This window comes from Phaeobacter sp. CECT 5382, assembly GCF_001457775.1.
Taxonomy (GTDB): domain Bacteria; phylum Pseudomonadota; class Alphaproteobacteria; order Rhodobacterales; family Rhodobacteraceae; genus Pseudophaeobacter.
Genome location: NZ_CYSG01000007.1, coordinates 1 through 12,812, shown reverse-complemented (window position 1 = coordinate 12,812; position 12,812 = coordinate 1). Strand labels below are relative to the sequence as shown.

10 protein-coding genes are annotated in these 12,812 nt (G+C 56.5%); 3 read left to right on the top strand and 7 right to left on the bottom strand.

Features of this window, described 5'->3' with window-relative positions; translation table 11 throughout:
- Positions 1 to 99: 99 nt before the first annotated feature.
- The 3 genes from PH5382_RS09090 to PH5382_RS09080 all read right to left on the bottom strand — a co-directional run bounded on the left by PH5382_RS09090 (position 100) and on the right by PH5382_RS09080 (position 3,187).
- Positions 100 to 1,320 (bottom strand): PAS domain-containing protein, encoded by a 1,221-nt coding sequence (locus PH5382_RS09090; RefSeq protein ID WP_058334068.1) that lies wholly within the window; start codon positions 1,318 to 1,320, stop codon positions 100 to 102.
- Between the two features lie 128 nt (positions 1,321 to 1,448).
- On the bottom strand, positions 1,449 to 2,669 hold the full coding sequence (locus tag PH5382_RS09085) for a PAS domain-containing protein (RefSeq protein ID WP_058334067.1): 1,221 nt from the start codon (positions 2,667 to 2,669) through the stop codon (positions 1,449 to 1,451).
- A gap of 62 nt (positions 2,670 to 2,731) precedes the next feature.
- The gene (locus PH5382_RS09080; protein WP_058334066.1) at positions 2,732 to 3,187 is read right to left on the bottom strand and encodes an Lrp/AsnC family transcriptional regulator; all 456 of its coding nucleotides are present in this window, start codon (positions 3,185 to 3,187) and stop codon (positions 2,732 to 2,734) included.
- A 158-nt stretch (positions 3,188 to 3,345) separates the two neighbouring features.
- Between PH5382_RS09080 and hppD the strand changes: the two genes are divergently transcribed.
- Positions 3,346 to 4,446: a 4-hydroxyphenylpyruvate dioxygenase gene (gene hppD, locus PH5382_RS09075; RefSeq protein WP_058334065.1), complete on the top strand. Its 1,101-nt coding sequence runs from the start codon at positions 3,346 to 3,348 to the stop codon at positions 4,444 to 4,446.
- A gap of 247 nt (positions 4,447 to 4,693) precedes the next feature.
- Here hppD and PH5382_RS09070 read toward each other — a convergent pair whose 3' ends face one another.
- Entirely contained in the window at positions 4,694 to 7,495 is a 2,802-nt protein-coding gene (locus PH5382_RS09070) for a hypothetical protein (RefSeq protein ID WP_058334064.1), read from the bottom strand.
- Positions 7,496 to 7,668: 173 nt separating this feature from the next.
- On the opposite strand from PH5382_RS09070, the gene PH5382_RS09065 reads away from it, so the two are divergent.
- Positions 7,669 to 8,385, top strand: coding sequence for an SIMPL domain-containing protein (locus PH5382_RS09065; RefSeq protein WP_058334063.1), 717 nt, complete (start codon positions 7,669 to 7,671; stop codon positions 8,383 to 8,385).
- Between the two features lie 83 nt (positions 8,386 to 8,468).
- On the opposite strand, the gene PH5382_RS09060 is transcribed toward PH5382_RS09065, so the two are convergent.
- Together PH5382_RS09060 and PH5382_RS09055 are read right to left on the bottom strand one after the other, a co-directional pair.
- The gene (locus PH5382_RS09060) at positions 8,469 to 9,761 is read right to left on the bottom strand and encodes an O-acetylhomoserine aminocarboxypropyltransferase/cysteine synthase family protein (RefSeq protein ID WP_058334062.1); all 1,293 of its coding nucleotides are present in this window, start codon (positions 9,759 to 9,761) and stop codon (positions 8,469 to 8,471) included.
- Between the two features lie 156 nt (positions 9,762 to 9,917).
- Entirely contained in the window at positions 9,918 to 10,907 is a 990-nt protein-coding gene (locus PH5382_RS09055; protein WP_058334061.1) for a hypothetical protein, read from the bottom strand.
- Positions 10,908 to 11,069: 162 nt separating this feature from the next.
- Here PH5382_RS09055 and PH5382_RS09050 point away from each other — a divergent pair, with 162 nt between their 5' ends.
- On the top strand, positions 11,070 to 11,522 hold the full coding sequence (locus PH5382_RS09050; protein WP_231751835.1) for a hypothetical protein: 453 nt from the start codon (positions 11,070 to 11,072) through the stop codon (positions 11,520 to 11,522).
- A 121-nt stretch (positions 11,523 to 11,643) separates the two neighbouring features.
- On the opposite strand, the gene PH5382_RS09045 is transcribed toward PH5382_RS09050, so the two are convergent.
- Complete coding sequence (locus tag PH5382_RS09045) at positions 11,644 to 12,519, bottom strand: hypothetical protein (protein WP_058334060.1); 876 nt, start codon at positions 12,517 to 12,519, stop codon at positions 11,644 to 11,646.
- Between the last annotated feature and the right edge of the window lie 293 nt (positions 12,520 to 12,812).

The window sequence follows — 12,812 nt, the reverse complement described above, 5'->3', positions numbered from 1 at the left end:
ATATGCGTGGATCGGCTAAAAGTCAGTGGAAAGCAGGAACATGAAACAAGGCGTTGGCCGCCACTCAGGCAGCCTGCGCATTTCGATCAGGAGTTGGCGCTAGTGTTCCATCATTCGTATTTCACTGCTGAGCTTGGTGATATTGTCGAGACGCCGTGAAATGCGCTCCTGAAAAACACCGAGCTGGTCGATGATGTCAGAAAGCGTTTCCCCGGTTTCCGGCAAACGTGCGCTTTCGATTTTGCAAAGAACCCGTGTCGAGCTTAGGCCGAGGAACTGCCTGTGCATCACCTGGCATGCATGCATGATGCGTTCTGCTTCGCGTTCGACTTCCTCAACACCACTGCGGGCGCGTTCGCTTTCCTCTTTGACCAGATCGCTGAGGATCGCACGTTCGTTTTCCATGTTGATCTTACCAAGACCGCGCCGTTCCGCCTTTAGCTGTGCGTCGCATTCATTGAGGATACGAGCCATACCTTCGACAAACAGAGAGTTGTTTACGGCCGGTTCGATGGTTTTGAAATTGCTCTTTTCACCCATCACATGGGTCGCGAACCAGTCGGACATGTCCCGTGACATGGCCCCATAGTTTTGCGACAAGACCGTGACAGGCCCACCCGAAGGTTCGATCCTGGAGGCGATCACCCGCAGATTATGCGGGATGGTGTGCATGGCCTCAAAGTCCTGAACCAAGCCCTGGGTCGCCTCGACCAGAGTTTGTGCATTTGACAGCATTCGTCGCAGCTCTGCGATCTTGGGGTCTTGCGGGCGTTCCAGGCCAATGTCCCGCGCTATCAGTTCTTCACTGAGCGCATGGGTGGCAAACTGATTGTAGGTTGTAAAACCCTTGTCCTGAATCCATTTTAAAAGCGTCTTGGCGCTTTCTTCCGGGCTGACATTGCCCTCTTGCTCCGCTTGCAGCAGCTCGTCATAGGCCAGTTTGACCTCTTCGAACAAAGCGCTGCTGGGGCGGATACGGGCTGACAGAAACCCGCCCGGACAGGGAATGATCACCGCAAAGACCCAGTAGTAGAGCCCGTCCTTGGCCCTATTCTTCACATAGGCACCCATGCTCTCGCCACGTTTAAGCGTGTCCCAGAGGAGCTGAAAGACGCCTTTCGGCATGTCTGGATGGCGGATGATCTTATGAGGCGCACCGATCAGTTCGTCGAATTCGAAATGGGCAACGCGTTTGAAAACGTAGTTGCTAGCAAGAATGACCCCGCGGTCATCCGTACGTGAAAAGAAAACTTCATGCAGCCCAAAGGGGGCTTCACCACTTGTTGGGCGGGATTCCCGTCGACGTTCGACAAAAGACAAGGGAATTCTCCTCTTTTTATGTAACTGGTTTACTGACTACTTTGACAGCTCGCCAAATCTCCACACAGGGGGAGACCGGAGAGGAAAACGGGTGGCGCCTAGAGATCCTGCGCCACCCGATTGAAAGACTAGTGTTCCATCATCCTAATCTCGTTGCTGAGCTTGGTGATGTTGTCCAGACGTCGCGAAATCCGTTCCTGGAAAACGCCAAGCTGATCAATGATGTCAGACAGGGTTTCTCCGGATTCAGGCAGGCGCGCGCTTTCGATTTTGCACAGAACCCGTGTTGAGCTGAGCCCGAGAAACTGGCGATGCATTACCTGGCAGGCCCGCATAATGCGTTCGGCTTCGTGATCTACTTCTTCGACGCCTTTGTGGGCCCGATCGGTTTCGTTCTTGACCAGGTCGCTCAGAATTTGACGTTCGCTCTCCATGTCGATTTTACCAAGGCCACGCCGCTCTGTCTTGAGCTGAGCGTCACATTCATTGAGGATGCGCGCCATGCCTTCGACAAAAAGGCTGTTGGTGACCGCCAGTTTGATCGTGTTGAAATTGCTGTTTTCCCCCATCACATGAGCGGCAAACCAGTCTGACATTTCACGCGACATGGCGCCATAATTTTGCGACAAGACCGTGACAGGCCCACCCGAAGGTTCGATCCTGGAGGCGATCACCCGCAGGTTATGCGGGATGGTGTGCATGGCATCAAAATCCTTCACCAGCCCCTGGGTTTCGGTCACCAGAGTTTCGGCGTTTGACAGCATCTTGCGCAGGTCGGTGATCTTGGGGTCTTTGGGTTTTTCCAAATTGACGTCCCGCGACAAAAGCTCTTCGCTCAGGGCGTGGGTGGCGAACTGATGATAGTTCTCAAAACCCTTTTCACGGATCCATTGCAGCAGCTGTTCACTGCTTTCTTCCGGGTCCAGACCTGCGTTGTTCTCGGCCTGAAGCATCTGGCTATAGGCCAGCTTCACTTCCTCAAAGAGTTTGCTGCTGGGACGGATGCGCGCTGACAAAAAGCCGCCCTTGCAGGGGATGACTACAGCAAAGACCCAATAATACAGCCCGTCTTTGGCCTTGTTTTTGACATAGGCGCCAATGCTGTCACCGGCCTTCAGTGTATCCCAGAACAACTGAAAGACGCCTTTTGGCATATCCGGATGACGTATAACTTTGTGTGGAGCGCCAATCAATTCGTCCCATTCATAGTTGGCAACCCGTTTGAAAACATAATTGCCTGCCTGAATAACCCCTCGATCATCGGTGCGTGAAAAGAAAACCTCATGCAAGGCAAAAGGCGCTTCGCCGTTTGAGGGGCGGGTTTCTAGGCGACGGTCTACAAAGGACAATGGAGCGTTCCACTTCTATATCATGCGACCTCGACCTCTAACGGTGAAACCTTCCTTTATTGTTAAGTCGGCAGGGGGGCGTCGCGTTTTAATTGCGCCATGACGATCTGGCTTTGGACCCGTGCAACTGCCGGGTGTGGCAGCAGGATTTCATGAATGAGCTGATTCAACGCCTGCAAGTCGCGACAATAGACCCGCAAAAGGTAGTCTGCTTCGCCGGTCATGGTCCAGGCCGAGGTAATTTCGGGGCGGGTACTGACCAGAGTACTGAAGCTTTTGGATTGCTCCGGGCCATGGCTGCCAAGGTTGACATGAACAAAGCCCTGCACTGTAAGGCCCAGCTTAGCCGGATCCAGGCGGGCGCAATAGGCCTGTATGTACCCTTCGGTTTCAAGCCGTTGGCGCCGCCTGCCAGCCTGGCTTGGTGACAGGTTCAATATCTCGCCCAATTCCTGCGCCGTGAGGTGTGCATTCTTTTGCAGCGCAGCAAGGAGTTTGGTGTCGGCAGAGTCTAGCATTTGCGTGGTATTCTCCTAATTGTCTAGAAAAGTGATAAAAATGCGCATATGAGATCCGATATACGCTAAGAAACGCGCAAAACAAGCATCTGGTTTGCGTTATTCTGGTCGGGAACAGATACCAACATCGCAGCACGCGCAATTTGGAGGAGACCACCATGGGTCCATTCCCGCACAACGCCCCGAAATCCGTCATCAGCGAAGAAAACCCCGCCGGCACCGACGGCTTTGAATTTGTTGAATTCGCCAGCCCCGAACCGCAAGAACTGCGCGATCTTTTTACCAAGATGGGCTACGAGCAGGTCGGCCATCACAAGACCAAGCCAGGGATCGAGCTCTGGCAACAGGGTGATATCACCTATATCCTCAATGCTGAAAAAGGCAGTTTCGCTGACAAATTTGTCGCCGAACATGGTCCCTGTGCACCATCCATGGGCTGGCGGGTCGTTGATGCGCAAAAGGCTTTTGACCATGCGGTTTCAAAAGGGGCAGAAGCCTATGAAGGCGCGGATAAAACCATGGATGTGCCCGCGATCAAGGGCATTGGTGGCTCGCTGATCTACTTTATTGACCAGTATTATGAGACCTCGCCTTACAACGAAGAATTCGAATGGACCAAACAGTCCAAGCCGCGCGGCGTTGGGTTTTACTACCTCGATCACCTGACCCATAACGTCTACAAGGGCAATATGGACAAATGGTTTCATTTCTATGGAGATTTGTTCAACTTTAAGGAGATTCGATTCTTTGATATCGAGGGCAAGTTCACCGGGCTTTTGAGCCGGGCGCTGACCTCTCCCTGTGGCCGCATCCGTATCCCGATCAACGAAGATCGTGGTGAAACCGGCCAGATCGTTGCTTATCTGAAGAAATACAAAGGCGAAGGCATCCAGCATATCGCCGTCGGCAGCGAAGACATCTATAGCGCCACCGATGAGATTTCCGAACGCGGCATCCGGTTTATGCCGCCCCCCCCGGCGGCCTACTATGATCTCAGCAAGGACCGCGTCGTTGGCCACGAAGAGCCGCTTGACCGGATGAAGAAACACGGCATCCTGATCGATGGCGAAGGCGTCGTGGATGGTGGTGAGACCAAGATCCTGCTGCAGATTTTCTCCAAGACGGTGATCGGCCCGATTTTCTTCGAGTTCATCCAGCGCAAGGGCGACGATGGTTTCGGCGAGGGCAACTTCAAGGCGCTGTTCGAATCCATCGAGCAGGAGCAGATCGACAACGGCGAAATCGAAGCGGCTGAATAACCTGCCTCAAACGGGCGGCTGTGTTTCCGGTAAAACGACAAAAGACCGGGTGCCTCGTGCACTCGGTCTTTTTTGTTCGGTTCTTGCTCTGCCTGTTGCGCTTTCTAAAGCGGGCAAATTGCTGCTTGATCCGGGTCGGCGTCCCGGCCCGGACCTGCAGCAGGTCTGCCAATGGGTTGAGGCATTGCCTACAAGGGCATTGTCAGAGGGAATTATGTGGGGCTTTTGCCGGACTTGCCTGCGGGGCTTAGCCGCCGGGCATCTCCAGCGTCGTGTTATTACCGCGCTTCTGATAGCGAAGCTGGCTGTCGCCAATCGCCACGACCGTGCCGCCGTCAATGCGGTCTCCGACCTTGACTGTCTTGTAGCGCCCACTTGGCAGGCGTACGAGCGCGCGCCTGTCAGCAGGGGGGCCAGAGACGCCGATCAGATTGAGACGCCGCAGATTGATCGCGTTGTTCACGGTGGCCTGTCGTGCCACGGAAGCAGAGCTGGGCAGGCTGGGCGTCACTGTTCGAGGCGCAATTGTCGGCACTGCCGCAGCTGTGGCTGCGGGGGCAGCTGCTTGCCGACGTTTAGCCCGGTCCACGAGGTTGGCGAAATTGGCAGGCCGCCCTCTGGGGGAGACCGAACTGACAATAGCAAGATCGCTGACTGGTTGGTTTTCCTGTTCTTCGGTCTTCAGCCCGGCCGGGCGGGCGCGGGGGCGCACGCTTGCCAGTTCTTCCCGGCTCAAGCCGCCCAATAAAGCACGTTCGGCCTGTTCGACCAGATCGGTGGGGCGCGGGCGCGGGCGTTTGCTGGCCAGAGCCGCCAGGCGGGCTTGCTGACGGGCCAGTTCGGCTTCTGCTTCGGCTAGGGTTGGATCGGCGCGCTCAGGTGTGGCGGGAGGTGTCTTCTGTGGGCGCCCAAGATAAACCATCACCCCGTCCGGGTTCAGGGTGCCTTCCGGGGTGGCAATAACCAAGCCACGGCTGTCCAAGGCAAAAGCGCTGCCCACAGCCGCCGGAGAGCTGACGGAATTCGGTGCACCATCGGTGACCAGCCCCGTGGCGGGCGGCAGGGCGACGGCATCTTGTGAAAGACTGCTGTTGTCAATGGAGGCGATATAGATGTCATCCAAGCTGATCAATGCCGGGGCTTCGGCAATCTGAGGGACCGTGTGCCAAATGCCGGTGGCAGCATAAAGTGCAGCCTGTTCAAGGTTCTGATCGGCCTGTTCTGAGGCGGGCTCGCTCCCAATGGAACCCTCGGTGGTTCCATCACTCTGGGGCTCGGGATCTTGAATTGGCTGACCGTCTAACGCATCAAGCACGGACTGATCCGTGCTTGCGTCAACTTCTGTTCCTAGGTTGGCTTGCTGGCTGGCCGCAGGGGAGGTTGGCTCAACCAAGTCGACAACGCCCGGATCTGGTTGACTGGGGATGGCACTGACCTGGGGCGCGATTGCTGCGGGCGGTTCCTCGACCTCAGCTTCAGGCGTCACCTCAGGCGAAGCTGTCGAATCCTCTGGCTTAACTTCTGGTGGTGGGGTGCGTTCGGGCGTTTCTTCAACAACCGGAGGACGCTGTCGCTGTCCCTCTTCGGAAGAAGACCCAAAGATTTCCCCCTCGGTTAAAAGCGCAAAGGCGGCAACGGCTGCCATGGCCAGCAACAGCACCACTGTTAGTATCAGGCCCAAATGGCGCGGCTTGCCTCCGGTCTGGCTCATGTTCGAAGATGTTTGCGATACCTGCGTCAGGGTCTCAACGGATTTTCTGGCGTCGCTGTCGGCCGCACTGGTGGGTTCGGCCTTGGCGATGGCCAAACTTGGCTGATCAGCAACCGCTGCCGTTGACGTCACGGCAGAACTCTTCGGAGCGGCCGGTACTTTTCCGTGAGTAGCAGAGGTCATGACGGCTGTTGTCGCCGTGGGCTGTTCGGATGGGCCAGACTTTAACGACGGGCCAGACGCCAATGTGTTAAGTGAAGCTTTGCCAGATGGGGACTTGTCTGGTGGCGTCGACATACCTGTTGGTGCCGCCGTAGCTTCAGCCGACTTGCCAGCCTGCGCGGGCGCTGGGGGCGGGGTGCGGCTGGCTCCGGCGAGCGCGGGTGTTGCTCCGGCAGTGGCACTGTTTTCGGTATTGCCCAGAGACGGAGCACGGAGTTTGATCGGGCCCGTGTCAGTGGTTTTGCGGCGTCTGCTGCTGAATCCGGGGACCGGACCATTGTCTTCATCCGAACGCCCAGATTCTTCCAAAGAGCCACTGCCAGGAGCGGATTTCGTCAGGCCCGTCTGGACGTTTGGCTGAACTGGAGAATCCTTTGCCGGGGTGTTGAGCCCGGCAGAAGGGCGGTTCTCAAGGGCTTTGGGGATGTTCAGTTCGGCTGTTGTCTGTTTGACTCGCTTGCCTGGTGCGTTGCCTGGCCCATTGACTGGCGCGTTTTTCAACGCGGCATCCGATTTGACCGATTTCTTACCCTTGGAAGAAGACTTACCCTGTGGTTTCGCAGCCGGCTCTGTTGAAGGCTTTGCAGCAGGGCCGATATCCACAACGGCAATTCCGTCTGTGTCGACCGGCTCACCTCCAAAGGATGGGGCAGGGCCAAAAAACGGCTCCCCCAGAAAATTCATCTCACCAGGAACGGCCACAAAAGATGCCGGCGTGAAGCCATTTTCGAGCGCAAAGCTCTCGGCTTCGGCCAGGGTTTCCAGCGCCACCGCAGCAATATGGGTCTGTGTACCGTCTTCAGAGAGGTCAAATGCGAGATCATCCACCGGGTAGGGGGTTGCCCCTTCCAGCGCCGTGCGTGCCATCTCGCGGCGGGTAATGCTGTCATGGGTGCCGGTTTCAATGGTCAGATAGCGGATCTGCTCATTCGGGATGATCAGCTTGCAGCAGCCTGATTGTTCAATCGCATCGCCGCGGGTTCGCAGATCCGACAGTGCGGTCGGCAGATCAGGGCTGTCCAGTGGCACCAGCCCAACATTGCGCCAGCCACCGGCAGCGCGGTGCAGCAGAACGATACCCTCTGAGGAAAGAGAAAGAGCAAACCCCGGTTTCATGTTGCGGTCAAACCATCCAAATCTTAAGTGCCCGGACCGCGAGGAGTCCATTCAAGTCGTCTGTGCAGACCATAAAGCAGGACTTCGCCGAGTGAAAGGAAAAGAGCAGGGTTTCCCCTTGTCAGCGGCGATCTGCCATCCCCATCTTGGGGCAAAGGATTGGAGCCTGAGTTATGAAAACAAAGAATGTTTTGTTCGCCGCTGTTTTGGCAGCTTGTACAATGGGCGGATTGGCTGCCGCTGGGGAAGACCTGCGCCAGATTACCGTGACCGGCGAGGGGCAACTCGCAGTCGCACCGGATCAGGCGGTTATCACCCTGGGTGTGACAAAAGAAGCAAGCGAGGCTGATGCCGCTATGGCCGCAGTTTCAAAGGAAATGTCTGCTGTTGTTGCAGCGCTTCGCGGGGCGGGGATTGATCCCGCAGACTTACAGACACGGCAGGTCTCGTTGCAGCCGATCTGGTCGAAAACCGGGTCTCTGGTTTCGGGCACGGCGCATAAAATTACCGGGTTTTCTGCGTCTAATAATCTGGCGCTGAAGGTGCGGAATCTGGATCAGTTGGGGCCGGTTCTAGACCTGGTGTTGGAGGCCGGGGCCAATCAGTTTCAGGGGCTGAGCTTTGGCGTCGCTGATCTGGAGGAGGTGAAAGATCAGATGCGCAATGCGGCCGTGGCGGATGGCATTCGCAAAGCACGCCAATTGGCGAAGGCCGCGCAGATGGTACTGGGGCCGGTGCGCATGATCAGCGACCACGATCAGGGCGGTGGGCGCCCGATGATGGCGATGGAAATGGCGCGCAGTTCCGCCATGCCGATCGAGGCAGGGGAGCTGAACTACTCCCATTCGGTGCAGATGGTTTTTGACCTTTTGGTGCCCGAAGCCGAATAGAGGCCTGACAACAGGGCTGGATAATAGCCGAAAACGTAAAAAGGCCGGGCAATTCCCCGGCCTTTTTGTTCGCTTGAAAGAGATCAGCCGCAGGCTTTGGCCAGGGCTTGATCCAGATCCCGGATCAGATCCGCCGGATCTTCGATGCCGATGGAGATTCGCACCACATTGGCACCTGCGCCTGCGGCTTCTTGCTGCTCGGCGGTCAGCTGACGGTGGGTGGTCGAGGCGGAGTGGATGATCAGCGAGCGGGTGTCGCCAAGGTTGGCCACATGGCTGAAGATTTCCAGTGAATCCACCAGTTTGACGCAGGAATCATAGCCGCCTTTCACTGCAAAGGTGAACAGGCCGCCAGTCCCTTTGGGATAGCACTCCTGGCCGCGAGCGTAATAAGGCGAGGATTCAAGCCCGGCGTAGGTCACGTAGTCAACCCGGTCATCCTGCTCCAGCCAGCTGGCAACGGCGATGGCGTTTTCGCAGTGGCGCTGCATGCGCAGCGACAGGGTTTCAACGCCCATCAGAGTGTAGTGCGCCGCCTGTGGGTTCATAGTCATACCCAGATCACGCAGCCCGATAGCAATGCCATGGAACGTATAGGCCAGTGCGCCAAAGGTCTCGTGAAACTTCAACCCATGATAGGCAGGCTCGGGTGCCGACAGCGATGGGAATTTGTCATTGGCGGACCAGTCAAACTTGCCGCTGTCGATCACTGCACCGCCCGTGACCGTACCATTGCCAGTGAGGTATTTGGTGGTCGAATGCACCACCAGGGTCGCGCCCTGTGCGATCGGATTGCACAGATAGGGTGTGGCGGTGGTGTTGTCGACAATCAGCGGAATGCCGGCCGCATCGGTAACATTGGCCAATGCACGTACGTCAGTCACATAGCCACCGGGATTGGCGATGGATTCACAAAATACCGCACGGGTGTTTTCATCGATGGCTGCAGCCACGGCATCCAGATCGTCTGTGTCGACAAATGTCGCTGACCAGCCGAAACGTTTGATGGTCTGGCTGAACTGGGTGACGGTGCCACCATAAAGGCGGGTTGAGGCTACGATGTTGCAACCCGGAGCCATCAGCGGGAACAGCGCCATGATCTGCGCCGCATGGCCGGATGAACAGCACACCGCGCCAACACCACCTTCGAGCGTGGCAAGGCGTTCCTGCAGCACGGCAACGGTGGGGTTGGTCAGGCGCGAATAGATAAAGCCGACTTCCTGTAGATTGAACAGGGCTGCGGCGTGATCTGCATCGCGAAACACATAGCCGGTCGTCTGATAGATCGGCGTCTGGCGGGCGCCGGTCGCCGGATCAGGCTTGGCGCCAGCGTGGATCTGCAGGGTGTCAAAACCGTAGGCAGGTGCATCACTCATGTCATTATCTCCCTTTGAAAACTCTGTTGCCAAATGTGTAGGACAGCTTGTCCTGTGGTACAACGCGAGGGATCAAATTCGGAACGTCCGCGTCGCCAAAGCCCAGTTTCAAAGGAAATCATCCCGGCGGGTTTTGTCTAAACGGTTGTGAAAGGGTTAACGTTCCCACAAGCCTTCGGATTTGATGCGGTTTCGAATAGCCTGCTCGCGCCGGGGCAGGTGGTTCTGGTCGAACAGAGCGCGCACCCGTTCTCCGCGGCCCTGGTAGACCAGACGTTTGATCGGGTCATAGGCCTTCAGGACCTTTTTGATCCAGTTGGGTGCGGCCACCTGTTGCAACAGGTCCACAACGGCATTGCTTTCACGAGCGTAGAGCAGCGGAAAAAGGCGATAGTGGCAGCTGGTCTCACCATCAAGATAGCCGGTCGGCAGGGCGTCACGCCCGCCCCCAAAGGAATGAATCACCAGCGGCAGGGCGACCTGATCCAGCCAGGGGTCCAATGACTGGCCGATCAGTTCTGGCGGCGGGTCTTTCAGAATGGACTGAGCATAGACGGCAAACCGTTTACCAAACGCGCGCGGACAGGCGCCATAAAAGAACCCGGCATTGAAATAGAGATAGCGTTTCCAAAACTCATCCGGCTGGCTCAGATCCAAAGTGGCGTCCATATCCAGGCCAAAGCGTTCATAGAGCGCACGCCAGATTTCCGTATAGCCTGGCCCATACAGCGTCGGCTTGGGCCAGGTTCCTTCGCGCCGCAACGAGGCCGAGGGGCGGGAGAAATCAAATGGCACCGCTTCAAGATCGCCAGTGATCAGCGTGTCACTGTCAAAAAACACAAAAGGCTCGCCCTCGGGCAGGGCCTGTAGTGCCTCGATCTTGTTGCCATAGGGATACTTGGAGCCAAAGATCTTGCTTTCAAAAGGCAGGATCTCGACGTCCAGCCGCTGCAGCACCTCGAGCACCGGGGCGCTGCGGATGCTGGGGTCTTTGTCCCACAGCGGGCCAGGCTGAGGCACGGCGACAAACACCCGACCCGAAAAATTCGGTGAACTGTGACGCAACGAGGCGGCGAAAAGCAGTGCCTCATATTGCAGGCGGCCCGCCTGGCCGATGATCATGACATTGAAAGACTGCTGTGCCATCGTTTTTCCTGTCTTCCGCCTCTCATGAGCGGTTGGGGCTTTGGGGTCTCATCAGCTATAATCACTGCGACCCGGGCACAAAAGTTAATCTTTGAGATTTCGCGGCACTGCGGTGACACTGTTACGGCGCAGCGTCATCTTGGTATCAGTTTGGAGGTAGTAATGTTTGGTATCAGTTTGGAGGTAGTAATGTTTCGCATGTTTTCAGTGATGGCACTTGGCGCGGGGGTCTTTGCGCCTTCGGATCAGGCGGCAGCAGGCCCGTTTACAACTGCGGGCGAGGTCAAGCCGATCCTTGCTGCGACACGTGCCAATTGGGTGTCGGTGCGCGAATACCAGGGACAAGACCTGCTCTATGTGACGCACCTGTGGTCTTGGCGCTGCGGCTTGGATGCGATTCGTATCGGAATAAATGGCGCTGCACCGCAAAACTGGCCCTTGCCGGACTGTCATCTGGATCAAGCCGCGCCAAACGCCATTCTGGAGGGGGACGGTCCGCCCTACAAGGCCTATCCATTGCAGTCGATCCAGAACATCTCCATTGATGTTTTTTACGACGACCAGACAGTGGAAACACTGACCGTAGATCGACAGGGGCACCCGATTTCACCCTGAATGAACCAATGAACCCATGGGGCTTTATCCTGCGAGACGGCCCTATCGAAGATCGACCATGCCCACTCCGCAGGGGAGAAGGCTGCAGAGGCGGGGGCAATTGATGGCGGAAATGGAGGATCTAGGGGGCGATAAGCGTCACGCCGGGGATCCGATTGACCCGTTCCATATCTTCCTCATAAAGATCTGTCAGGGCCTCAATCATGTTTTCGGTCCAACCAGGTAGGTCGATTTCTTCTTCCAGCGCCTCATGATCGGCGAATTTGTCGAGGAAGGCAGCAATCACCCGGCGTTTGTGAATCTCGGTCATATTGGGGTGCTGTCCGAGATACTGTTGCAGCCGGTCGATGCCCTCGTCGGTCATGATCGCAGAGAGCAGGCTCATGCTGCCGACAATTTCCTGCTGTATCTCGATGCCGGTCATGTCACGGATGATCTGATCCCAAATCATCGGCATATCCTCAAAGCACCAGATGGTAATCGGCACATTGGGTGCGGCCTGACGCAGGCGGATCAGAAGGTCGGACCACCGCAGCTGGTAGGGGTCAAGCGCGTGCAGGACTTCCTTTTTGCGCTGCGGACTTGCCCGCTTCAACAGGTCCGGAACAAGTGCGGCAGGATTGCGCAATGCAAGGAAGATTTCAAGCTGATCAAAGGGAAACATCTGTTGCCAGGCTTGCACACGCGTTTCAGCTTCGGGATAGAATTGATTGCTTTCCAGCGACTGGCGTTGTGACCCAAAGAAATGCGCATTTGACAGGACCGCCCGATCCGCCTGCGTTCCTGCAAGTATCAGTTGCGACAGGCTTTCCTGATCCACGGTGGTTGGAGCGCCTTCTAGTAGGGCGGTATATCTTTCCTTGATCAGACTGCGGTATTTCTTGGGGCCCGGGACCGCTGTTCCGATGCTTTTGAGCAGGCTTTTGTTGAGTTGCAAGGTTTTCAGCAAGCGGTCTTCTTCTGTACCGTGTGCTCCGCAATGGAAAATGACCTGCATCTGGCCCCCTGTGTTCGGCTTTCGCGTGTTCGGCTGTCTTGGAACGTCTCAGGACTACTCCTACGCGTCTGTAAGGTCAAATCGCGCGGGGGCACGGCGATTGTCCTTAGGGTAGTGGAAAAAAAAGACAAGAACTTTTCCGGTTGGTGTGTTTTGTCAGCTGCAAGCACACACACAAATGAAGCCAGTTGCCCGCGCAAAGGCTCCAATTAGCTTTGTAGCGCAAGTCGTCTGAAGGGCTGAGCTACTCCCCAATCCTTGGACAGGATCTGGCGTGATTTAAGCTACTCTTT

Coding starts and splice junctions, on each gene's coding strand:
- PH5382_RS09080 (WP_058334066.1), bottom strand. CDS start 3,187: ATGCTAGACTCTGCCGACACCAAACTCCTTGCTGCGCTGCAAAAGAAT.
- PH5382_RS09065 (WP_058334063.1), top strand. CDS start 7,669: ATGAAAACAAAGAATGTTTTGTTCGCCGCTGTTTTGGCAGCTTGTACA.
- PH5382_RS09050 (WP_231751835.1), top strand. CDS start 11,070: ATGTTTGGTATCAGTTTGGAGGTAGTAATGTTTCGCATGTTTTCAGTG.
- PH5382_RS09055 (WP_058334061.1), bottom strand. CDS start 10,907: ATGGCACAGCAGTCTTTCAATGTCATGATCATCGGCCAGGCGGGCCGC.
- PH5382_RS09060 (WP_058334062.1), bottom strand. CDS start 9,761: ATGAGTGATGCACCTGCCTACGGTTTTGACACCCTGCAGATCCACGCT.
- hppD (WP_058334065.1), top strand. CDS start 3,346: ATGGGTCCATTCCCGCACAACGCCCCGAAATCCGTCATCAGCGAAGAA.
- PH5382_RS09070 (WP_058334064.1), bottom strand. CDS start 7,495: ATGAAACCGGGGTTTGCTCTTTCTCTTTCCTCAGAGGGTATCGTTCTG.
- PH5382_RS09045 (WP_058334060.1), bottom strand. CDS start 12,519: ATGCAGGTCATTTTCCATTGCGGAGCACACGGTACAGAAGAAGACCGC.